The sequence below is a fragment of the Gracilibacillus saliphilus genome (genome assembly GCF_010994085.1).
In the GTDB taxonomy this organism is placed as follows: Bacteria; Bacillota; Bacilli; order Bacillales; family Amphibacillaceae; genus Gracilibacillus; species Gracilibacillus lacisalsi.
This window is the reverse complement of record NZ_WJEB01000001.1, coordinates 128,877-152,527: the sequence shown is the minus strand read 5'-3', so window position 1 is coordinate 152,527 and position 23,651 is coordinate 128,877. Positions and strand designations below refer to the sequence as shown.

Genomic DNA, 23,651 nt, shown 5'->3' with positions numbered 1-23,651 from the left:
TATCAGGTTGTTTTATATATGGTATCTCTTAACATATGCAATGTTTGAGCATCTTTCAAAAATTGTGCTTCATCATCATCTTTGACAAATTCCATTAATACGTAGCGATCGTGTCCATCTTGCTGGATTGCTTTCAAATATTGTTGCCATTCTCCTTCACCACTTATAAGCTCCAAACGGTCCTCGAAAGAATGCCAGTGAAAAATATGGACATTCGTTATCCACTCCTTCACTAAATCGATACTCGCTAACCGTTCTGGTACGGAGACATTATTAGCAGGCTGCCAATATAGGAAAAGGTTAGGATGATTGATCTCTTCCATTAGTCGTCTGGCACTTTCTTTTGTATCGGTTAACGTATGATCATGATATTCCAAATGCACAGTAATCCCTTCATCTGAGGCTAAATCTGCTACCCTTCTAGCATCCTCGACTACTTTTTTACGATCATGATCATTTGCCTCGTTACTTCCTTTCATACCTGCCCAAACACGAATTGCCGGCGCTTGTAATTTCTTTGCAGTCTCCAGAATTGTGGTAAAATCATATTCATTACCAGTATGGTCTGCTAGCCGATAGTAAGAACCGTAGGAACTTACCTCTAAGCCTCGTGATCTCGTGATCTTACCTACTTTTTCTGCATGCTCGTAATCTCTAGGTGGAACATGGACATCTCCCCCCCATTCAATCCCGTCTAACGAAACTTCCATCGCTAAATCTACAATTTGTTCTGGACTTTTATCACGAAATGTTACCGAGCATAAACCTATTTTCATGTTAAATCCCCTTTCTTAAGCCATTTTTTGAAATTGCTGCTTAGATACGGACCATTGGAGCGGCTCTTCGTTGATATATCGCTTTAATTCCTCTAACATATAGGCACCCATTCTGCCACATTCCTCTCCTTCACTTCCAGCCAAGTGAGGTGTTAACACAACATTTTGCATTTGGTATAACGGAGAGCCTTGCTCGGGAGGTTCAGGATCCGTTACATCCAATACTGCGGTAATGTCTGTTCTATGTTGTAAAACATCGATCATTTCTTTCTCACGGACAACTGCTCCTCTAGCAGTATTAATGAAGCTAGCTCCTTTCTTCATCACGCTGAAATGATTAGCCGTAATCATACCAATTGTTTCCTCTAACAACGGCGTGTGAAGAGAAACAACATCTGCTTTTAGAAAAATATCTTCCAGTGAACACAGTTTTACCCCTAATTGATTGGCTTCTTCCTCTGAAACAAATGGATCGTAAGCTAAAATATCTATTTCAAATGGTTTTAATAATTCTACAGTATGTCTCCCAACTGTACTTAAAGATATTAATCCGACAACACTCCGGTATGCACCTTTTATGGCAAAAGGTTTTGCTGGATATTGATGGGTAGCCTCAATACCTCGTACAAATTGCCAACCGTTTTTTAAACAAAATAGAATTTGTGATAAGGTAAATTCTGCTACTGGTTGTCCATTTGCCGAAACTGCTGTTGTAAATAGAATACCTCTTTCCCAGGCTGCATCTGTAGCGACGGTTTTAATCGAGCCAGCTGCATATAACACTGCTTTCAAATTTGGTGCATGTTCTAGTAATCTTTCATCTAACTCTGGACAGCCCCAGCCAGTTAGTAATATCTCCACCTCTTTAAGTACTGTTAAATCATCCAGCACTTGTTCTTTATTGATAGGCTCTGCTACTATGTCAACCAATTGCTCAATTTCTTCTCGTACAAACTTTGGATATACTAGATCAAACGAACGCTGATCCATTACATAAATGGCTTTTTTCATTGTAAACACACCTTCTAACTTATAAAATATAAGATAACAAGCAACTATTCATAGCTAAAACTCAAACTAATGAATTTGCTGTTGATTTCTACAGCTTGGATCACGTAGCATACGAATCGGGTGACACTAACGTTTTATGGAGCGGACATTTAATCCGTTATTCGGTTACTTTTGATCAAAATAAGCGTTATTTTCGATGAATAGCGGAATAGATGTCGGTTAACACGCTGAAAACGGCACTTTTGTAACAAATAACGGAACTGATATTCGCTCCCATTATCTAATGAGAAATCGACAAGTTGTTCTTGTCGATTTCTTGGTTAGGATTCTAATAACGTTTCTAAAAATTGTGTGGTTTTGTCATGGTTTTCTGAATTAATGGGGATGATTAAAACCTTATCCTGGAAAGGCTCGATATCATCAAAAACATCTAATTGATTCGTATCTATCCCATATATCGATTCTGTTCCGAACTGATATAATTCCACACCATTCTGCTCCAATAATGATTCGTCAACCACTTCGTCTACTTCTAATATTCCTTCCTGTTCTACCATTTGTTCCGCTATCGTTTCATTCGTTACAATAATATCCACCATATTAGCCCCAATATTAGCCCAAAACTTTTGAATATCTGCATAGGACAAATCCGCAATAGATTCGCCTCCAGAAGTTATATTATTAACTGCTACTTGGAATTCATCAAAGTATTTCTCATTGACTTGATTGGAGAATTGCTCCGTAATATCATACGGTATTTGGCTGACAACCATCACTTCATAGGTTTCCTCTTTCTCCCCAAAAATAGTCGATAAAATGGATACTAGAAAAGCTACTCCTAATACAATCCCGATTATGTGGATCTTATAATATTCCCAAATATAATCTACTGCTTCTTTAAAAGACATCGTTTTCAAAGTTTCCCATAATTTTTTCATCGCGCAACTTCTCCCCCTGCTACCATTCTGTCTTTAATTATGAGTATATCACATTCATGAGAAACTGAAATCGCAAACAAGAATTTTACATAAAGTTTCCATCGTATTTAGATTTCATCATAAAGTGAACTTCTCTCAATGGAGAAACAACTGATCTATCAACCAACCATACGACTTTCTTCCACTAATTTCATGTCCTCCCGGAAAAATATCATAAGCGAATTTTTCAGGGCGATTATGATAGTATTTCTCAATTTCAACAATTGCCTCTTTTACAAATTTATTGGGGAAAATCGGGTCTTTTTCCCCTGATTCAATAAACAAACTTCTTGGTGAGATTAATGATATCCATTCCGGCAATTCCGCATAATTCAATATGCCCGGTATATAATTATCAATACAATGATGCATCGCCATAATGCTTCCCTTAAAAGTATTCGGGAATCCAGTTAAGACAGTTGCACTTACGCGGAGATCTAGGGCAGCTGTATATGTCGTAATGACTGCCCCACCAGAAAAACCCATCATTCCTATTCGTGCAGTATTTACGTCAGAACAGGCTTCGATATAATCTAACATACGACGTGCCTCCCAAATTCGTAAACCTGCAAGAGTTTTCCCTTCCATCAACAGGTTTGTTGCCATTGCTTCACATGAATTAATATTGCCAGCAGCCTTATCTCGAGTGAGCCGCCGATCGCCAAATCCCATTACTTCTGGAGCGAACACTTTTAATCCACGTTTTACCAACTCTACTGCAAATTGCTTATGAATACCTGGCTCTCCTTGTTCTTCTTCTCCACTTTTAGTCAGTCCAACTGCTTCGTTAACACCATAGCCATGACCATGAAGTGCTAAAACCGAAGGATAGGTTTGTTGTTCATTTTTGGGTGTCAAGACATAGACTGGTATGTGGATTAATTCTGTAACTGGTAAGGAAATCAATTCTCTTGTATAGTCATCAAATTCTTTCGTTTCCTTAACAGTAGGTTTCATCTCCACTTGCGTTTCGTCTAGATAAGAGAAGTCACCTAATAACTCTACTAAACTACTTTTTAAAGATAGTTTTCGTTCGATGGGGCCAACCGCTTTAACCGTTTCTTCTAATGCATTATCATAAAATTGGTTAAACAATCGATCTAACTGATTCATATGTCCAACTCCTTTTATATTACGTAGCCAAACATGAAAACGTTTTAAAGTGTAATTCTATTATATACGATTTTGGTACTTTAAAAAAAGGAAAAATGTAAAAGGAGCATAAATTATTAAGTGGCTAACCTTCCAGAATCGAAAGTTAGCCACAAATGGATTATAGACCACCACAATTTCTGCCAGTTTGTCTTCTCACCATTTCATTTCTTTCTCCACCATCCGATAGTTCTTCCGAAAATTCATGATCTTCCTGATTTTTTATTTTGTCATCGGTATGGTTTGATTGTCTTTTATTTTTCACCTTGTCCACCTGTTTCCGTATTTAAATAATCATTACCAGGTTCCTTCGAGGCTTGTTGTAGTCTTGTTTCATCCCTGTCAGGATGATGAGTTTCATGATTAATTTCAGGTATTGACTCTTGTTCAATCTCTACTCTTTTTTGTGATTTTTTCTCTTTCATACTAATCATCCTTTTTCTGTTTTATTCAAGGTTACGAATTATTTCTTACTTGTTCAATTTCTTTGTTAGCAACATATTCATTCGCTTCTTCCAATTCTTTATGTGCGTCAACAGAGTCTCCTGCATAGCGCTCACGTGAATCTTCAAGATGAGCGGGATCTACGTCTTTTCTGATCCCTATTTCTCCATCCTGGTTTGCCGGGTTAGGCATATGAAAGCTCTTTTTTCGCTTGCTTTTCATAATGATCACCTCATCGTTATTTTTTGCATCGCTCTTGTTTTCATGCAAGAAGGTATTTAACAAGTAAAAAAATTTGAGGAATAAAACGATAAAAGTAGTAAAAAATATGACTATGTATGAAGTGAAAATGAAAAAAATATTAAAAGATGATGTTAATTTAAGGAGGAAGATAAAATGGCGCGTATTGGAGTAGAGGAATCCTTAACAGCAGTACAACAACAATTACAGGAAAATGGACATGAAGTCATCACATTAAGACAAGAACAAGATGCTAATGGCTGTGATTGCTGCGTTGTTTCTGGCCAAGATCAAAATGTGATGGGGATGCAAGACACTGCGATTCAAGGTTCAGTAATTAGTGCTCAAGGACTTAACGCGAATGACGTTTGTCAGCAAGTAGAGCAAAGGTTGCAACAGCAACAGTAAATTTTTTATAAAAATGTGAACAAAAAACCAGCCTTTCAATCATGAAACGGCTGGTTTTCTTATTTTTATTTAACATGCTCATCTATGATGCTGTCAATGTTGAAGTATCTAGCTTTTCTACCTATTCAGCCGGACAATCACTCCCCATTTTACCTTTTTAACAAAGTATAGTTTTATCATTTTAATACAAGCTATAAGCATCAGTTTGTTATCAAAGGAGCTACACAAATGGAAGGTAGTTGGATTGCCATTATTCCGTTTATCGTTGTGATCGTGACAGCGATAAAAACAAAACAAGTATTCCCAGGATTAACACTAGGGCTGATCGTTGGGGCTTATTTCGTTGAACCGTCTCTAATAGGTGGTATCGAACAAGCAGCACAATATATCGTAGACAGCTTAACAGATATTAATAATTTAAAGATCATCATTTTCTTATATATGTTTTCTGGTCTTGTTGGGATTATGAAGGCTTCAGGTGGTATCAAAGGATTTGTTGGATTGACTTCTGAGAAAATTAATACAAAGCGAGAAGCCATTTTGCTAACGTGGGCTTCGACACTTGGTACATTTAGTGCTCCTAGTTTCCGGATTGTAACAGTGGCACCGATTATGAAAGCATTATTACAAAAAATTAACATGACTCGCAAAGAACTTGCCTTTATGATTGAGACAAGTACACAACCCGTTATTGTGTTAATCCCGATTGCTACAGCTTTTGTTGGTTATATGGTTTCCGTTATCGAAATGGGTTTGCAAAATCAAGGAATTGAAGCTGATCCTTATTCTATGTTTATCCGCAGTATTCCGTTTAATTTTTTTGCCATTTCAATGATTGTTATCGGGACGTTATTTGTAATATTCCGCCACCCAAAAGAAATTGATCAAGATGAACGTGACCCTGAACGAATTAAAGATGAAGACAACACCTCTGCCGATGATATCGAAGCAAAACCATGGAATTTAATCATTCCCGTATCATTAGTGATTATCTTAACTTTGTTCCTGACCTGGTGGGATGGTAATCAACAAGGATATGGATTTTTCCAGGCCTTTATCGAAGCCGATGTCTTACAGGCAATGGTGGTGGCATTATTTATTACCTTATTAATAACGGTCATCATGCAAATCATTCAAAAAAACTCGTTAAAAAACACTATACATGAGTTTATTGAGGCTGGAAATAATCTTATGTCTGTCATCCTTTTATTAGCTGTTGTATGGGGGTTATCTTCTGTTACGGAAGATCTCGGTTTTTCAACGTTTGTTACCAACAATGTAGATTGGGTACCAGCTATGTTGATTCCACCTGTCATGTTTTTAATTGGTTCGTTTGTGTCCTATTTTATTGGCTCTTCCTGGGGAACATGGGGTATTTTAATGCCACTTGGGGTCTCTCTGGCACAGGCTGCTGATGCATCCTTACCTTTAGTAATAGGAGCGGTATTTGCAAGCGGATCATTTGGTTCAATCGCATCACCGCTAAGTGACAACAATAATACGATTGCTGGATTGTTGAACATTAATGCGATGCAATACGCTAGGTATAAATTAGTTCCTGCTTTAATCGCACTTGCTATTTCTGCCGTTCTATATGGAGTGATGACATTTATCTTATAGTTGAGACTTACATCAGCGGGCTTACCAGTGATAAAGCTAAAGTGGAGGTATATCATGTATTCGAGCAATTATATCCAATCAAAAGATGGCATTAACCTTTTTTATCAAACTTGGACACCTTCTCATCCAAAGGCAGTCATTATTATTGTGCATGGAGCCGGTGAACATTCTGGCAGATATCAGCCGATTACCGCCCAATGTGTCAACCATGAAATTGCTGTAGTTGCCCCTGACTTACGAGGTTTCGGACAATCAGAAGGAGCTCGAGGGCACATCAATACATTCCAGGAATATATAGACGACTTGCATACGCTCGTTGAGTGGGTATCCGCCCAGTTTCAACATATGCCCATTTTTTTATTCGGCCACAGCTTAGGTGGTTTAATTGTGATTCGGTACAGTCAAATTTACGCATATGAGACAAATGGTGTAATCCTATCTTCACCTGCATTAGCATTGCGTTTTGAGCTGCCTTCTTTTAGCAAGAAAATCCTTGCAGTTGCTTCTAGTGTATTACCGAACCTATCGATACGTCCTAATAAGTGGGAAAGGATTTTCAGAGCAATAACATCCTTAGAACCGTATCTACCAAAGAAAAAAGAACTAAAAAAAGACCCATTAATGACGTCGCAATATACGCCACGTTGGCTATTTGAGTTAATTCAAAATGGAGTTGATGCGATAGCAGAAGCAGCCTTATTCCAATTCCCAGTTCTATTTGTCTACGATCAAAAAGATCCGATCATACATCCTCGTTTTATTCAAGATTTTTTCCATTCCGTTTCGATACCGGATAAGCATTTCGTTACGTTTAATGATGGATTCCATCATCCGTTACAAGCCCACTATCGAGATTTAGCACTGGATAATGTTATGCAATGGATCAATAAGCGGTTATGAGTAATATAATAAAGATAAAACAACCTCAAAATTATTATTTATTCAGGCAAGGGAATGCTTTTTCCTCGGAACAGGATTTCGCTTCCGGGGATAAGTGCTCCGCTTCCGGAGATATTCGCTTCTCTTCCCTGGATATATTCACTTATCCAGGGAACAGGAGCCCTTTTCCTCGGAAGGGAATGGTTTTTCCTCGGAACAGGATTTCGCTTCCGGGGATAAGTGCTCCGCTTCCGGAGATATTCGCTTCTCTTCCCTGGATATATTCACTTATCCAGGGAACAGGAGCCCTTTTCCTCGGAAGGGAATGCTTTTTCCCCGGAACAGGATTTCGCTTCCAGGGATAAGCGCTCCGCTTCCGCGGGATATTCGCTTCTCTTCCCTTGATATCCAATAATTACTCAATAGAACGAACAGCAAGTGAAACTAGACTAGTTTAGTTACCCTTATTGTTTTCGCCAGTTAAAATCTATCGTATTTAAGAAAGCTTTTGCTAAAACGGTATGGCCTGTGTGATTGGGATGAACTCGATCCCATGCAATTGCAGCCGGATAGATTTTCTCTAAAACGGTGTTAAATGCTTTTTGTGTATCAACAAATAATGTATCGTGTTCTATCGCAATTTGCTTAACCAATTTACCATACTCATCCATCTTATAACGCATTGGATCGTTGGGGTTAGGTTCGATATAAAAAGGTGTCATCAGCACTAATTGTTTTACTTCTGATTTTGTTTTCTCGACTAGCTCCCGATATGTTTTCTCATATTCATCGATATAAACATGTCGATCTGGAATAAAGGGAGAATCGAATTGGCGCCACACATCATTTATACCGATCATGATGACTAACCAGTCCGGGGCTTGGTCAAGTACGTCTTCCTGCCAACGATTCTTTAAGTCTATAACATTATTTCCAGATATCCCTTTATTTACGACACGAATTCCTAATTCAGGGTATGTCGATTGTAGAAATGAATCAACACTGGATACATATCCAGTTCCTAACGCTTGAAATAATCCTTCCCCCTCTGGTTTCGCACGATCACAATCAGTTACAGAATCTCCAATAAACAATAATTTTTGATTTTTTGCTAGCTTCATTTTGTCCTCCTATTATATTAAGATATTCGATTAACTCCAGGATTAGTAAAGATATCATACTCATCTCGACTAGTAGTAGAAAATTCGGAAACAATTGCACCTTGGTCTGTTGCTTGGAACCAATGCAACGTATTCGGTGGAATTGTATATTGTTCACCTGGGTTCAATTCAATCTCGTGAAATACGGTATAATATGCTTCACTTTCTTTCGGAATTGTTGCTTGGATCGGTTCCGTCGGTTCTCCTTCTACATATAAATAAACTTTACCTGCCCGACAGCGAAATGTTTCTTGCTTCCCTTCTGTTTGACCAATCGGGGGATGCTTATGCTCAGGGCATGTTTGATTTGGGAACAAGACAAGTTCTTTAGCACAATAGTGGGAATTATTTTCATATGTAATTAACTGTAAGCCTTCTTGCTCTAATCGATTTAGACCAAAATCAGCAATTTCCACTCGTTGCTTTTCTACTTCCGTTAAAAATAACCCTGCCTTTGTTAAAGTTTCAATAGTTTTTCGTTGAGCTTCTTTTCGATTCATTTGTATCACCACCCATTCATTTATATGATGTTGTACACACCTATTATTCTATTTAATGAAATACAATTGCTTAAAACAACAGTTATCAAAACGCTTTCAAAACTATTTATTCAAATGTTAGCACATTAAGGTTTCTAAGCCAATATAGTCGTTAAAACTAAATAAAAAAAGGCTGTTTTCGCAAACTTTGTTATTCTTGATTGTTGTTATTTTTGCCAAAAAAGGAACATTTGTTCTATAATAAAAATAAGTAAATATGGAGGTATAATTTATGAGACCTAATCTTACGAAAGATATTAGTGTAGCGATTTTTAAAGATTTTTATTGGTTAAAGGAAGAATTACAATCTTTTTGCAGAGAAAATGGAATAAGTGCTTCTGGTTCAAAAATAGAGATTTCCGATAGGATTGAAATATTTCTTCGGACAGGAGAGATAAAAAAACCTATCAGAAAATCAAAAGTAAATAGGAAGTCAGAGCCACAAGTCGATTTAAGTCTTGATACAGTTATTACGGAAAACCATCGTTGTAGTCAAAATGTTAGAGCGTTTTTTAAGACAGTTATCCCGAAATTTCATTTTTCCACCTATATCCAAAATTATTTTAAAAACAATATTGGAAAAACGTATCGTGATGTTGTAGACGCTTGGTATGAGGAAGAGGAACGGAAAAAAGACCCTTCGTATAAGAAAAACATTGCACCTCAATTTGAATACAATCAATTCATTCATGACTTTTTTGCTGACCCGAAAAATCAAGGAAAAAGTCGAGAAGAAGCAATTAAAGCCTGGAATGAAACCAAGAAACTTCCTGGAAGCAATAAATATATGTCTAATAATAGTTAAGCACTTTTCAACATTTCTACTGTGATGTGATTTTACTTTCGACAAGCAGAAACAAGCATTTGTTTGACACGTTCATCAAATGTTATTTCATTGCCTATTTCAAACCAACGGAACCAATAGAGGTAGTTGTTTAAGTATTTAGTTGCACACCCTGGAAACGCTCCATCCCCCCTTTAAACGGCTATGAGAGTTATTTACGTGCTGAATGTGATACATGCCCTTCTTTACACGTTGTTATTGGCGTTCATTAACCGTTTTGTGTATCAATTCTTTGAGTTTAGCAAACTTCTTGTAGTTCGTTGCTGTATCTGTACATAATGACCAGTTCCTGCTTTTCGTGCGATTAGATTGCCGTTGCGGTCTTGTGCTACCATAACGGCAATTTTAGAGTTAGAAATCCCTCTTTTCTTGTCTTTTTCGCCACGGTTCTTTGGTTTTCTATCGACGACTTCGCAACCTTTTAAAGACTCACGAAAAAAGGTTTCGTCACTCTCAACGATACCTTGAAGTTGATTAAATCCGAGACCACCTAATGCGTTCAAGATTTTTTATCCCCCAATAAAATGCAGTGGAAATGTGTATTTGAAGATGTTTAGCGATTTTCGGCAGCTTGTAGCCTTCTACCATTAATTTAATATATTTCTTCACCCATTCTTCAGGATACCGTGAGTCGGAGAGCGGAGTATTGGTCATATCATTGAAAGATTTCCCACAATCATTACATAGATAGCGTTGTCTTGAACGATATTTACCGTTCCGGTTGACAGAAGTGCTTCCACAATGAACATACCCCAAACCAGAAACGAAGCGGGCTTCACGAATGTTTTTGAGTAATTTTGTGATTTTATCTGGTTCTTCTGGAAACAGGTCTTTTTTCATCGCATTAAATAACGCCATCTGCTCTGAATTTGTTAATTTGCTGAACTCCTCATATACATCTTTCCACATCCTTAACCCCCATTAAATAAACCTTTTAATAGGAAGGTCAAGAAAGCAACCATCTATAAAAAAACAGCCCTTGGATGTGTCCAAAGGGCTATTATTGTTTATTCCAATTTTCTATTCGTACTTACCACCAGTTGTAATTTCCGTATCTGAGAAATTCTCTACGGATGCTCCTTTTTCATAGAAGTTTTTCGCATTTTGTAAAATACCTTCTCTCGTGTAAAAAGGACTCTCTTTCGTTAATGGTAATGTCACTGTTCGCTGGTAGTTGGCAGATTCATAGATTGCTGTAATCAATTCTAAAGTTTGACGTCCTTGTATGCCATCAACCAATACCGGTTTGTTTTCTATAATCGCATCAAGTACATTTTCGATCTGGCCTGGATGTCCTTCATACTCTAAATCTGGCTGACTGTTAAATGCTTCCGTCAATAACTGCTCGAGTTCGGGATCATCATTCGGAAAGCCATTTTCCTTCGAAGTTGACGCCTTTACCTTCCATGGTACGGAGACACGTGCTTTCTTACCTTGGAAGATCAACTGCTGCTCTTCTCCGTGATGAACAACAGAGCTAGTGATTTGCGCTAAGCTCCCATCCTGATAACGACCAATTGCAATAGAAATGTCCTCTACTTCAGCATTGTCATGAGCCGTATTACTTGTTACTGCCGTTATTTCGGATGGCATGCCTCGCATCCATTGGAAAATATCAATATGATGTACGGCATGATTTAATGTACAGCCCCCGCCTTCTTTTTCCCAAGTACCTCGCCACCATAAATCATAATAGCTATGTCCTCTCCACCAGAAAGAATCAACTTGTGTATGGAGAATGGGACCCATTAATTCTGTTTCGAGTACATGCTTCAATTTCATCATCGGCGTAGTAAATCGATTTTGAGCGACAACCGATAGAATTTTGTTATTCCGTTTGCCGGCTTCAACCATTGCATCACATTCTTCTAGGGATGATGCCATCGGTTTCTCAACCAGTACATGTTTTCCAGCGTCCAAACTGTTTATCGCAATATCTGCATGAGTATATGGTGGTGTACAAATAGAGATTAGATCGACCTCTTCCTTGTCAATTAGATCCTGATAATTGTCAAATACATTCGCATCTAGGTTGAAGTCTTGTCTTATTTTTTCCGCTTTTTCTGGATAAATATCACATAATGCAACAATCTTACACTTACTAGGAAATTGTAGATAACTCTTTACATGAGATGGACATATTGCTCCTGTACCAATGATCGCTACTTTTAACATGAAACCTCTCCTATCTATTAAAAATTAATAACTTCCATATAGTAAGGTTGCCTAAAAATATTAATCATTCTTTTTCCGCTCCTAAAACGATACCCTTCACAAAATATTTCTGGATAAACGGGTAGACAATTAACATAGGTAATGCTGAAATAAAAATTTGCGCTGACTCTACTGTACGTTGAGACATGTTCTTCAATTCCTGAGCATCCGTCACATTACTTAAGTCTTTCTTAACGACGATGGACTGTAAGAAGGTTTGAAGTGGATAATTTCGTTCATTAGTCATATAAATCAATCCGTCAAACCATTGATTCCAGTGAAATACCATTGTAAACAAGGAAACGGTTGCAATCGCCGGAATAGAAATCGGTAAGTATATCTTTAAGAATATCGTAAAGTGGCCTGCACCATCAATAAATGCGGATTCTTCCAACGACTTTGGTACGGATGTACGAAAAAAGTTTAATAGAAGAATTAAGTTAAATGCATTGATCGCTGTTGGTAACACTAATGACCAAATTGTATCCCCCAAGCCTAAGCCTGTTACAATAATATAGGTTGGTACAATACCACCGTTGAATAACATCGTAAATACGAAAAACCACATATACCATTTACGTCCTTTAAACTCTTCATCATACTTGGATAGGCCATAAGCGGCACATAATAATAACCCCATGGAAATAATCGTACCTAGGACGGTTCGCTGTATAGCAATTAGTAATGATCTGATAAAATTATCGTTACCCATCGTTTTGTCATAAGCATCCCATGTAAAATCAACTGGCCATAACGATACCATGTTACCAGAAGCTGCTGCACTGCCACTTAATGAAACTGCTAATATATGAATGAGTGGCAAGACACAAATAAATGCAAGGAATGCTAAAAAAACATAGTTGAAGGCGGTGAAAATTCTATAGCCTTTAGTTTTATATATCATGATATTACCTCCTAGAAAATTCTCCAGTTTGCATATTTATAAGCAAGTCGATAACCTAAGACGATCAGGAAGAAGCTGATGACAGATTTAAATAAACCAACCGCTGTACCGAAACTGAAGTCACCATCAATTAAAGCTCGTCGATAAACGTACGTATCAATGATATCTCCTGTTTTATAAACCAGCGGATTGTACAGGTTAAAAATCTGATCAAAACCTGCATTTAATATATTTCCAAGAGATAATGTCCCAACAACAATAATAATTGGCATCATTGCTGGTAATGTAATATATAACGTTTGTTTCCATCGATTCGCACCATCTATATGTGCTGCTTCATATAAATTAGGATTTACTGCTGTTATGGCTGCTAAGAAGACGATCGTGTTAAAGCCTGTTTCTTTCCATAAATCCGTTATAATTACTGTAGGTACAAACCAAGTATTATCTCCCAGGAAAAAGATTGGCTCTATACCAAAAATCCCAATAAACTGATTAAATAAACCTCCTTCCGGAGATAGTAAATCTAGTAATATACCACCGAGAATTACCCATGAAAGAAAATACGGTAAATAAATAACCGTTTGTACCGTTCTCTTGAAAACATTGTGGTACACTTCATTTAACAATAATGCAATCGCGATCGGTACAATTAATCCGAAGATCAATTTTAACACCGAAATAATTAATGTATTTAATATGACTCGACGTGCATGATCTGTTTGCATGATGGTATGAAAATGTTCAAATCCAATCCATTCAGATTGAAAAAAGCCTAACCATGGTTTGTAATCCTGAAATGCCATGATCAAACCACCCATCGGGGCATATTGGAAAAATAGTGCTACAATAACGGCTGGTAATATTAATATATGTAAAGGCCAATTACGCCTTATGTTCCACTTTTGTTTTTTCTTAACCTCCATCTCCATCTCATATCCTCCTTTATCATCTGTATAAATGAAGGAAGGTGTGAATTAAATAAAGATAAGTATTTAATTCACACCTGATGCTTCACTAATTATTCCGCACTTTGGACTTGATCATACCATTCATTTACTTCTTCAGTAATTTGATCTCCACCACGTTCTTTCCATTCTTCAACAAAATCATCGAACGCATCGACCTCCACGTTACCCATGACAATATCAGCAAAAATTTCTAATTCGAGTTGCTCAAGGTTAGACCATTGGTCAGCCATCGTTTCTGTAGGTGCACCTGTAAATTTGTTCTCTATACGGATGTCATTGGACCGATTGATAATAGCTGCTGCTTCAATATATTCAGGATCTCTTTGTGCTAAGTCTGTTTCATACGCACCAGATGGCTCTTTGTCAGGGTTTTCATGGAACTCCTGTAATAAGCCATACATTTTATATGGGAAAGTTGGAACGTTTGTCGGCAAGAAATAACGACCCGGGTCGATTTTTTCCTCACCAGTTTCTTCTTCGATTACGTTTGCATCGTAGACAGGCTCACCATCAACCATAATATAGTCGTAACCTTCGAATAATCCATCTTCAAAGTACTCAGAATCATTTAAAATATATCCATATGTCTCATCCCAATATTCAAAAAATTTATCCCAGTCATCAAATTCTGAACTAAACAAAAATGATCCTGTTAATAAAGATTCACCTTTACGGCCCATTTCACCGTCTGGACCACTAGGTAGTTGATAAGGCTTGATAACGGCATCTGGGTCATTCGTTTTTGTTTCCCCAAACGGCCAATCCCAAGCCCACGGTGGGCCAAATGCTAAACCAGCTTTGCCGGATACGAAGATCTCTTGTGCTTGGTCAGCTGGAGCGATTGCCAGTTCCTGAGAAATATATCCTTCGCCCATCCATTCTTTCATCTTAACTAAGCCATCTTTCATACTTTCTTGAATAGAACCATAAACAAGATCTCCGTTTTCATCCTCTGACCAGAGTCCGGGAACATAGTCACCATACATACCGAATACTGGGCTAGTATCACCAATATTCGTTCTACCAAAGCCGACTTCACCAGCAGACAGTAACAAACCAAAGGTATCATCTTCACCATTACCATCTGGGTCTTCATTTACAAAAGCATCCATAACTGCTTCTAATTCTTCTAATGTTTCCGGTGCCTCAAGACCAAGATTATCTAACCAATCCTGACGTACCCACATTAATGATTCGGTACCGTTACCACCAGAGAATCTTGGAAGCCCGTATCTTTCGCCATCAATAGTAGCCTGGTTAAATGCATCAGAAAACTCATTAAAAATATCTTTTAAGCGATCTGGAGCATGCTCATCAATCACTTCTCCAATCGGTTGAACCTTTCCAGACTCAACCAAGTCAGCTATTAATTGCGTATCTGTTACTTGAAATACATCTGGTAAAGGCTCATTGGATGACATCATTAAACGAATTTGTTGATTATACTGTTCATCATTTGGACGTGTCCATAAGTATTCAAAGTTAATGTCTAATTCCTCTTCTGCCCATCTTGTTACAACATTGTCGTTAACATCTTCACCATCCTTGTAAACGGTACCATCATCCTGTGTACGTACCGTCGTGATAGTTGTTAAACCATCTTCTTCAGAGTCGTTACTGCTGTCACTACTTTCCATACAACCTACCAATAAAATAATGGTAATGAATACAAACAATGCACTGAATAATTTTTTTTGCATTTGCTGCCCCTCCCGAGAAATTTAATAAAGTGTAGCTAATTAACCCTACCTCAAGATCCGATATAACGCTTTCATTTTTCGGGTATTTACTGGAGATTCATCACCCCTTTCACCGGATATGCCAATACTTTTTTATTTGGACTAAGTATTGGTACTAAAATAAGCGATAACATTCCTACTTCCGACTATTAATCTGCTATGTATAGCACACAAGAAATACTAGTATGGTAGTTTAGGTAATAGAATGTATTGCCCCTCTATGCATTATTTGATATGATAAAGGAAACAACCTGATATAACTAGTATACTAGTGAACGATTAATTTATTTAATTATAACGCGTTTTTATTAAATGTACAATGTTTTTTCTGGACAATTGTCAAAATGCTAAGCAAAAACCTAATGTAGAGGTGAATACAATGAATCAAAATGGGTTGATTACAAAACTTTATACAGCGATGGAATGGATAACAAGAATTGCGTATGTCAATATTCTGTGGATTTTATTTACTGTATTCGGTCTTTTATTATTCGGCGTTGCGCCAGCTACTGCATCGATGTTTACAATAACTAGACAATGGTTGAAAGGCAACAGTGACATTTCTGTTTTTAAAACGTTTTGGCGAGCCTATAAAATACACTTCGTCCAAGCAAACCTTTTGTTATGGCCAATAGCACTTCTTGCCTATATGTTATATATTAATTATCAATATTTGTTTTTAGTTCCTCCGTCTGTATATTATCTAATGCTCTTTATTTTTGCAACATTGACACTTATTTTTTTAATATTATTGTTTTATATCTTTCCAGTGTTGGTGCATTTTGAACACAATACATTTAATTATTATAAAATCGCACTATTAACAGGAGTCTCTAATCCATTTCTTACGGTTACCATGTTTGTTACTACTTTGCTGATCGGATTATTGACAGAACGTATACCGGGGATTTTGCCATTTTTCCCTATGTGTCTCTCCAGTCTTATTACTATGCACCTGGCATTATTAGCATTTAAAAAATTACAAAAAAAGAGTATAAATCGACCAATAAGAAAATCGCAGAGCGCCCGCTTAAAAACGTAACGGCTGGAGCTAATCAACTGAGATAAAGGAATCACTGAGAAAAGCGAACCGATGATGACTTATCGTAGGGCGATTCGTGAAGTCGCCTAGTTTTTGGGCGCTCGGAGCTAGACATCTGCGTAAATTTTATATTTTCCTTACTTATTAAAAAAACGAAGGCAAAGACATCTAACTAGTCTTTACCTTCGTTTAAAATGAATCCAGTTAAAGCACTACTACAAGTAAACTTTCTCACCCTTTTCTGCACTTTCTATTGCTGCAAATACCATTTTCATACTATGAATGTTATCATGACAAGCTGTTTCTGCTTGACGATTTTCTTCCAAAGCAGAAAACATTTCATCTAAACAGCCAGCATGTTCTTCTTTTCCTGTCCAACTATTTGGTATCGTGCTTTGTTCCGTTTCTTTTAAAAAAGCTGTGTCATCTGGCTTCTTGACGATTTCGGTTGTAAGATGATCAAAGCCGTCCCATTTAGCTGTCCCTTTCGTTCCGATAATTCGCCAATCCCCGTTCCATGATGTGCGAAATCCTTCTGCTGCCCAGGACCCACGGAATGTACAAACAGACCCATCTGCCATTTCAAAGATACAAATAGCAGAAGCATTACCGTTATACCATGAACCCGTTGGATTGAACTCATGACAATAGACGGAGACAGCATTGCTATATGAAATATATCTCGCCTGATCAAACGTATGTATTGCCATATCGACAATTAACGGATGATCCATTTGCTCACGAAATCCGCCGAAATGAGGACCTAAGTAGAAATCAACGTTTACTGTATGAACTTTCCCTAATCCATCTCTTTCCAAGAAATGACGAAGGGATCTTATTTCTTTGAGATATCGTCGATTTTGCATGACACTATATGTTTTGCCTGTCCGTTCTGCTATTTTTTTCACTTCCAAAGCATCGTTTAAAGATTCCGCCATCGGTTTTTCACCGAATACATGACAGCCAGCTTCAAGTGCTGTTGTAACAACTTGTTTATGTGCAGCTGGAATGGTCACATCGAAGACGAGATTGGCTCCTGTTTCTTTTATGGCTGTTGCTAGATCTGTAAAAATAGGTACGTGTAAGTTTCGTTGATCAGCCTTATTCTGAGCTACTTCCTTATTGAGATCGACCAACCCGACAATTGAGGCATTTTCACGTTGTTCCACGTAGTCCAACCAAACATTTGCCATACCTCCACATCCTGCAACTATAATGTGATGTTTTGCAGACATAAACTCACCCCTTCACCACTCCATGATAACGGATTCATTCAGAGAATACTAGAATTTAGTATTCGCGAGACAAGTGTAGATATCTCGCGAATACTCTGCATTATATTTCAATTGTAACGTTTTGTTTTCCAGCGTTTACGGATACTTTCTTATGGCCGACAATTTCAATATGATAGGCTTGCTCGACACCGGTTGTCTGTACTTGAATCTTATTAGCATTTCGTTCTGCTACAATTGCCCCGATCTCTTCTCCTTTTGCGTTAACCAGTATTCGTTCCGCTTTTTGTTTGTTTGATAGTTGATAGATTTTAAAGGTTACACCATCGGTATAGTCGTAGACAGGATTTTCTTCACTTGTTCCTACCGGTAAAATGGTATTTGACTTTACAAAAAGCGGCAGGCTAAAGTAATCGTAATGTTCTTTTGACCATGTACCGCCATTCACTACTTCTCCAGTTAAAAGGTGTGTCCATCTACCTTCAGGCAAGTAGTAAGAGCCGATTCCTTCCTCATTGAAGATTGGTGCTACAAGTATGGAATCACCAAGCATATATTGGCGATCTAATGTTTCACATAGTGGATCATCTGGGAATTCTAACAACATCGAACGCATAACAGGGACGCCTGTTTGACTGTTTTCCACTGCTTGCCCATAAAGGTAAGGCATTAAACTATTTTTTAACTTAGTAAAGTGACGCGCAACATCTACAGCTTCGTCATCAAAATTCCATGGTACACGATAGGAAGAGCTACCATGAAAACGGCTATGGCTTGAAAGTAAACCGAATGCTGTCCACCGTTTGAATACATCCGGAGTGGCAGTATTTTCAAAACCACCGATATCATGACTCCAGTAACCAAAGCCTGAAGTAGTTAATGATAGACCGCCACGTAAACTTTCGGCCATCGCATCGTATGTCGAGTCACAGTCACCACCCCAGTGTACCGGGAATTGTTGTCCTCCTGTAGTTGCTGACCGTGCAAATACAACAGCTTCCTCTTCACCTTTTTCATCTTTCAGTAAATCAAACACTACTTTGTTGTATAGATAAGCATAGTAGTTGTGCATTTTCTGCGGATCTGATCCATCATGGTACACGACATCCGTCGGGATTCGTTCACCAAAGTCTGTTTTGAAGGAATCTACCCCCATATCCAATAATTCCTTTAGCTTGTCTTGGAACCATTTGCATGCATCTGGGTTCGTAAAATCCACAATTCCCATACCTGCTTGCCATAAATCCCATTGCCATACATCACCGTTTGGTTTCTTTAATAAATAACCTTTTTCCATTCCTTCATCAAAAAGTACTGACTTCTGTGCAATATATGGATTGATCCAAACACAAATTTTCAGTCCTTTGTCTTTCAGTCGCTTTAACATGCCTTCTGGATCTGGGAAATTACGACGATCCCAAATAAAGTTACTCCACTCGAATTCTTTCATCCAAAAACAGTCAAAATGAAAGACACTTAGTGGGATACCACGTTCTGCCATGCCATCAACAAAATGATTAACCGTTTCCTCATTATAGTCTGTCGTAAAAGAAGTGGATAACCATAATCCAAATGACCATGCAGGAGGCAAAGCAGGTTTTCCTGTTAATTCTGTATAACGACTGACTACTTCTTTTGGTGAAGGACCATTAATAAAGTAATAATCTAGATATTCTCCTTCAACACTAAACTGAGCGCGAGATACCGTTTCAGAGCCTAACTCATAGCTCACTTCTTCAGGGTGATTGACAAAAACACCATATCCTTTACTACTTAAATAAAAAGGAATATTTTTATATGATTGTTCAGAGCTTGTGCCACCATCTTTGTTCCAGATATCAATTGATTGACCGTTTTTTACAAATGGCGTAAAACGTTCACCTAAACCATAAAGATGTTCTCCTACTCCAAGGCGTAATTGACCACGCATATATGTTTTATTTGCCGGCCCATTAATCCATGCAAGTCCTTTTCCATCAGCATCTGTTAATCTACCATTAGCATTTTCAAATGATAATGCAAAATTTTGTTTGGATATTTGTAAGCGAAGAGTTCCACTCGTGAAAGAAACAAACTCTTCATTCTCTTCTAACACTATCGAATTTTGTTGGTCACTAATAGCAAAGTGCGGATATTTCGCTTTGCCACCTTTAAAATGCCATGTTTCAACACGAATCACTTCATCAACGGGGGATGAAATTTTAATCGTTAACAATGGTCCATCTAAAGTGTCCCCACGATGATTGAGATATTTACATGGTGCATATAAGGTTACCGAACCATCTATCTCTTCCACCTCATGAATTAATTTTGGAAAATGTATTTCATACCCCTCTCTTACTAACCAATTACCGTCTGTAAACTTCATATTTTTCCCTCCTGTATTAAATTATTTAACTGCGCCTTCAGAAATACCATCAATAATATATCTTTGTAGGAACATATATAAAACAATAATCGGAATCATCGCAATAACTAAAGCTGCTAAGGCAAGATGCCATTGTGTGGAATATTCACCAAAGAAATAAAATGTTTTCAACGGGATGGTGTACATGCCTTCTTTGTTGATCACAAGTGATGGAAGTAAGTAATCATTCCAGAACCAGATCGCATTCAGAACAATAACCGTTACCGTCGTTGACTTTAACATGGGCAACATGATGTACCAATAAACTTGAAATCTATTACAACCATCAATAATCGCCGCTTCATCTAATGCTTTCGGAATCCCTTTCATTGCACCTACGTATAAGAAAACTGCTAGACTAGACCCTAACCCTAGATACATAATGGCTAAACCAGTTCGATTTAATAAATCTACTGCACCAAATAGCGAAACTAAAGGAATCATAATAGACTGAAAAGGAATCAGCATACAAATAGCAAACAAAAAGTAAATAGCTGAACTAGTATTTCCTGGTTTGCGAGATAATGCATACGCTGCCATCGAAGTACAAATGACAATGATCAAGATACTTCCACCCGTTACTACAACGGAATTAAAAAACGTCAACAGGAAATCTAATTCGGCAAAAGCTGTTGGATAGTTTTCCAATGTAGGTGTTCCTGGAAGTCCTAAAGTACTTTCGAAAATATCTGATTTTGTCTTGATCGAATTAATGAATACTAGATAGAAAGGATATATCCACAATAAAGAGACAACAGCACCTATAAACATCATCGTATACTTATGTGTACGTTCTTTGTTTCTCATAGTTCTGTCTCCTTTTTACGAGTAATATAAAGTTGGATAACAGATATTAAAGTGATGATGATTAAAAAGACAATCGCTTTTGACTGAGCATATCCCATATCTTGCACTTTAAATGCCGTATCATAAATATTCATGGTAGCCATCTCTGTTGATCCAAATGGTCCTCCATTTGTTAAGGCCATATTTTGGTCATATACTTTAAAAGCATTTGATAACGTTAAAAATAAACTTACCGTAAACGCAGGAATAATAAGTGGAAACTTAACCTTCCAAAAACTTTGCCATTTATTTGCTCCATCTATAGTTGCTGCTTCTAGCAGTTCTTTTGGAACATTATTCAAAAAGGATATATAAATAACCATGATATAACCACTCATTTGCCATACAAAAAGGATTACCAATCCCCAAAAGCCCGTTTCTGTGTCAGAAAGCCAACCTCTAAAAAACTCGATACCTGTCACATCTGCAATTCCTGTAAAAGCTTTTAAAAAGACGAATTGCCAGATAAAACCTAAAATAATCCCACCAATTAAGTTCGGCATAAAATAAATCGTTCGAAATAATGTACTTGCTTTCCCTAATTTTTGTGTAACTAATAAAGCAAAAGATAATCCTAATACATTAATTCCGATCACAGAAGCAGCTGAAAAAGCTGCAGTAAATCCTAAGCTATAAAGAAACTGATCATCTGAAAATAGCTTGATATAATTATCAAAACCAACAAATGACGTTACTTTAAAGCCATCGTATTCCGTGAAAGAATAATAAACACCTTGAAAGAAAGGTATGATTAACACGAGTAATAAGGCTAGCAGAGTTGGTAATAAGAACAACCAGTATGTGCGGTTTTTAAAATTCAATCTTCCCACTCCTTTAAACCGTGTGTATGATGGAGCAAAAATAAGTTTTTGCTCCATCTTTCTTGGGGAACTTTAACGCATTTCTGAAAATGCATTGCTAGTTGCGTCCTCAAATTCTTCCCAACTTTGTTTTTCGCCTATATATTTTTGAAACTCTGGATGTAATGCTTCAGAGAAAAAGCCATCAGGATACTGGTTATTTGCCCAAATTTTCCCTTTACCATCTAATAAATACTGATATACTTCCGCAGATACTGGATCTGAAATGGAATCTGTATCATACCCTTCATGAGAAGGAACATACTTAAAATCTTCGACAATTAATTCTTTTCCTTTGTCAGAAGTATACATCCAATCAATAAATTTCTTAGACTCTTCTACTACTTCTTCATCATGGTCTTTATTAATACCCCAATACCATGACGGACCGGCAACAATTTTGCCTTCAGTATCTGAAGAAACAAAGAGAGGGAGAATTCCTAGTTTTTCTTGCGCGAAACTTTCGTCCATACTATTTAATGTTGGAACAATCCAGTTACCTTGGTGAATAATCGCAGCTTTATCATTTGCAAATAATTCTTCTACAGAAGTACTGTAGTCTAACGATAAAATAGGTTGATAGTTATACTGGTTAAATAAATCCGTATATTCTTTCATACGTTCACCATACTCAAAGTTTAGTTCATCTGATTCGAAAGCTGTCTTGACATCATTACCAAATTCCGGAGCTGTAAAATGGCTTGAGAATTGACTGACGACCCAATCTTCTTTTGCACTAAAGGCAAATACCGAATCTATCCCTAATTCTTCTTTTTGAGAATCGATGGTTTCTACTGCTTCAACAAATTTGTCATAACTATTAATAGTTGACGGATCTACCCCTGCTCTTTCAAAAATATCTTTGTTAATCATCCAACCATATCCTTCAATATTTAAAGGAATGCCATATGGTGTACCATCCATAGAAGCACCATCTAAAGTTCCGTCAATTGCTGTTTTAGCACTCTCCATATCTGATACATCTAACAAATATTCACTATATTTTTCGACATCCGACAGACCACCTAATAAAAAGATCGATGGTGCTTCACCAGAAGAAAACTTAGCTTGTAATGCCGATGGAGCATCTTGTCCACCACCAACTGTTGTTACATTAATTTTTACATTTTCATTTTCACTCTCGTAAATATCGATTAAGTTATTTAGCTGATCCGTTGTTTCTACTTTTATATTAAATAGATCAACTACTACTTCATCTCCTTGACTTGATGACCCTTCGTTGTCACCGCTTTCATTTGAACTACACGCAACGATTAAACTCATAGAAGCTAACATTATGAACGAAATAAAAACTAATCTGAATTTCATCATTGACCTCCTTAGATTTGATATCAATAGTTGATAGAATTGATACCTGTTACAACT

At 37.3% G+C, this 23,651-nt stretch carries 23 protein-coding genes and 1 pseudogene; 5 read left to right on the top strand and 19 right to left on the bottom strand.

Features of this window, described 5'->3' with window-relative positions:
• Positions 1 to 2: 2 nt before the first annotated feature.
• The 7 genes from GHT08_RS00595 to GHT08_RS00565 form a co-directional block, all read right to left on the bottom strand.
• On the bottom strand, positions 3 to 776 hold the full coding sequence (locus GHT08_RS00595; RefSeq protein ID WP_163578954.1) for a sugar phosphate isomerase/epimerase family protein: 774 nt from the start codon (positions 774 to 776) through the stop codon (positions 3 to 5).
• A 15-nt stretch (positions 777 to 791) separates the two neighbouring features.
• Positions 792 to 1,787 (bottom strand): hydroxyacid dehydrogenase, encoded by a 996-nt coding sequence (locus GHT08_RS00590; RefSeq protein ID WP_163578953.1) that lies wholly within the window; start codon positions 1,785 to 1,787, stop codon positions 792 to 794.
• A 320-nt stretch (positions 1,788 to 2,107) separates the two neighbouring features.
• Positions 2,108 to 2,725, bottom strand: coding sequence for a hypothetical protein (locus GHT08_RS00585; RefSeq protein ID WP_163578952.1), 618 nt, complete (start codon positions 2,723 to 2,725; stop codon positions 2,108 to 2,110).
• Positions 2,726 to 2,860: 135 nt separating this feature from the next.
• Positions 2,861 to 3,877: a dienelactone hydrolase family protein gene (locus GHT08_RS00580; protein ID WP_163578951.1), complete on the bottom strand. Its 1,017-nt coding sequence runs from the start codon at positions 3,875 to 3,877 to the stop codon at positions 2,861 to 2,863.
• Between the two features lie 160 nt (positions 3,878 to 4,037).
• Positions 4,038 to 4,181, bottom strand: a complete 144-nt coding sequence (locus GHT08_RS00575; RefSeq protein ID WP_163578950.1) for a hypothetical protein — start codon at positions 4,179 to 4,181, stop codon at positions 4,038 to 4,040.
• Positions 4,171 to 4,341: a hypothetical protein gene (locus GHT08_RS00570; RefSeq protein ID WP_163578949.1), complete on the bottom strand. Its 171-nt coding sequence runs from the start codon at positions 4,339 to 4,341 to the stop codon at positions 4,171 to 4,173. The genes GHT08_RS00575 and GHT08_RS00570 overlap by 11 nt, the downstream gene beginning before the upstream one ends.
• Before the next feature lie 31 nt (positions 4,342 to 4,372).
• The gene (locus tag GHT08_RS00565; RefSeq protein ID WP_163578948.1) at positions 4,373 to 4,582 is read right to left on the bottom strand and encodes a hypothetical protein; all 210 of its coding nucleotides are present in this window, start codon (positions 4,580 to 4,582) and stop codon (positions 4,373 to 4,375) included.
• 174 nt (positions 4,583 to 4,756) lie between these two features.
• On the opposite strand from GHT08_RS00565, the gene GHT08_RS00560 reads away from it, so the two are divergent.
• The 3 genes from GHT08_RS00560 to GHT08_RS00550 all read left to right on the top strand — a co-directional run bounded on the left by GHT08_RS00560 (position 4,757) and on the right by GHT08_RS00550 (position 7,528).
• Complete coding sequence (locus GHT08_RS00560; protein ID WP_153835851.1) at positions 4,757 to 5,008, top strand: YkuS family protein; 252 nt, start codon at positions 4,757 to 4,759, stop codon at positions 5,006 to 5,008.
• A gap of 228 nt (positions 5,009 to 5,236) precedes the next feature.
• Positions 5,237 to 6,628, top strand: a complete 1,392-nt coding sequence (locus tag GHT08_RS00555) for a Na+/H+ antiporter NhaC family protein (RefSeq protein WP_163578947.1) — start codon at positions 5,237 to 5,239, stop codon at positions 6,626 to 6,628.
• A gap of 54 nt (positions 6,629 to 6,682) precedes the next feature.
• Positions 6,683 to 7,528: an alpha/beta hydrolase gene (locus GHT08_RS00550; protein ID WP_163578946.1), complete on the top strand. Its 846-nt coding sequence runs from the start codon at positions 6,683 to 6,685 to the stop codon at positions 7,526 to 7,528.
• A 443-nt stretch (positions 7,529 to 7,971) separates the two neighbouring features.
• On the opposite strand, the gene GHT08_RS00545 is transcribed toward GHT08_RS00550, so the two are convergent.
• Complete coding sequence (locus GHT08_RS00545; protein WP_163578945.1) at positions 7,972 to 8,628, bottom strand: SGNH/GDSL hydrolase family protein; 657 nt, start codon at positions 8,626 to 8,628, stop codon at positions 7,972 to 7,974.
• A gap of 17 nt (positions 8,629 to 8,645) precedes the next feature.
• A complete protein-coding gene (locus GHT08_RS00540; RefSeq protein WP_163578944.1) occupies positions 8,646 to 9,167 on the bottom strand; it encodes a D-lyxose/D-mannose family sugar isomerase in 522 nt (173 codons plus the stop codon).
• Positions 9,168 to 9,438: 271 nt separating this feature from the next.
• On the opposite strand from GHT08_RS00540, the gene GHT08_RS00535 reads away from it, so the two are divergent.
• Positions 9,439 to 10,011, top strand: coding sequence for a DUF6434 domain-containing protein (locus GHT08_RS00535; protein WP_163578943.1), 573 nt, complete (start codon positions 9,439 to 9,441; stop codon positions 10,009 to 10,011).
• 32 nt (positions 10,012 to 10,043) lie between these two features.
• On the opposite strand, the pseudogene GHT08_RS00530 reads toward GHT08_RS00535, so the two are convergent.
• The 5 genes and pseudogenes from GHT08_RS00530 to GHT08_RS00510 form a co-directional block, all read right to left on the bottom strand.
• Positions 10,044 to 10,959, bottom strand: a pseudogene (locus GHT08_RS00530) (IS1595 family transposase).
• A 111-nt stretch (positions 10,960 to 11,070) separates the two neighbouring features.
• Positions 11,071 to 12,225 carry a Gfo/Idh/MocA family protein gene (locus GHT08_RS00525; RefSeq protein WP_163578942.1) on the bottom strand — a complete coding sequence of 385 codons (1,155 nt, stop codon included), beginning with the start codon at positions 12,223 to 12,225 and terminating at the stop codon, positions 11,071 to 11,073.
• A 64-nt stretch (positions 12,226 to 12,289) separates the two neighbouring features.
• Entirely contained in the window at positions 12,290 to 13,168 is an 879-nt protein-coding gene (locus GHT08_RS00520) for a carbohydrate ABC transporter permease (RefSeq protein WP_163578941.1), read from the bottom strand.
• 11 nt (positions 13,169 to 13,179) lie between these two features.
• On the bottom strand, positions 13,180 to 14,094 hold the full coding sequence (locus GHT08_RS00515) for an ABC transporter permease (RefSeq protein WP_163580060.1): 915 nt from the start codon (positions 14,092 to 14,094) through the stop codon (positions 13,180 to 13,182).
• Positions 14,095 to 14,189: 95 nt separating this feature from the next.
• The gene (locus GHT08_RS00510; protein ID WP_163578940.1) at positions 14,190 to 15,839 is read right to left on the bottom strand and encodes an extracellular solute-binding protein; all 1,650 of its coding nucleotides are present in this window, start codon (positions 15,837 to 15,839) and stop codon (positions 14,190 to 14,192) included.
• Positions 15,840 to 16,257: 418 nt separating this feature from the next.
• Here GHT08_RS00510 and GHT08_RS00505 point away from each other — a divergent pair, with 418 nt between their 5' ends.
• Complete coding sequence (locus tag GHT08_RS00505) at positions 16,258 to 16,920, top strand: YesL family protein (protein WP_163578939.1); 663 nt, start codon at positions 16,258 to 16,260, stop codon at positions 16,918 to 16,920.
• A 215-nt stretch (positions 16,921 to 17,135) separates the two neighbouring features.
• Here GHT08_RS00505 and GHT08_RS00500 read toward each other — a convergent pair whose 3' ends face one another.
• The 5 genes from GHT08_RS00500 to GHT08_RS00480 form a co-directional block, all read right to left on the bottom strand.
• The gene (locus GHT08_RS00500) at positions 17,136 to 18,155 is read right to left on the bottom strand and encodes a Gfo/Idh/MocA family protein (RefSeq protein ID WP_163578938.1); all 1,020 of its coding nucleotides are present in this window, start codon (positions 18,153 to 18,155) and stop codon (positions 17,136 to 17,138) included.
• A 100-nt stretch (positions 18,156 to 18,255) separates the two neighbouring features.
• Positions 18,256 to 20,520: an alpha-xylosidase gene (yicI, locus tag GHT08_RS00495; RefSeq protein ID WP_163578937.1), complete on the bottom strand. Its 2,265-nt coding sequence runs from the start codon at positions 20,518 to 20,520 to the stop codon at positions 18,256 to 18,258.
• 21 nt (positions 20,521 to 20,541) lie between these two features.
• Entirely contained in the window at positions 20,542 to 21,366 is an 825-nt protein-coding gene (locus tag GHT08_RS00490; RefSeq protein WP_163578936.1) for a carbohydrate ABC transporter permease, read from the bottom strand.
• Positions 21,363 to 22,226, bottom strand: coding sequence for a carbohydrate ABC transporter permease (locus GHT08_RS00485; RefSeq protein ID WP_163578935.1), 864 nt, complete (start codon positions 22,224 to 22,226; stop codon positions 21,363 to 21,365). Before GHT08_RS00485 ends, GHT08_RS00490 begins: the two co-directional genes overlap by 4 nt.
• A 72-nt stretch (positions 22,227 to 22,298) precedes the next feature.
• Positions 22,299 to 23,594: an ABC transporter substrate-binding protein gene (locus tag GHT08_RS00480; RefSeq protein ID WP_163578934.1), complete on the bottom strand. Its 1,296-nt coding sequence runs from the start codon at positions 23,592 to 23,594 to the stop codon at positions 22,299 to 22,301.
• Positions 23,595 to 23,651 lie beyond the last annotated feature (57 nt).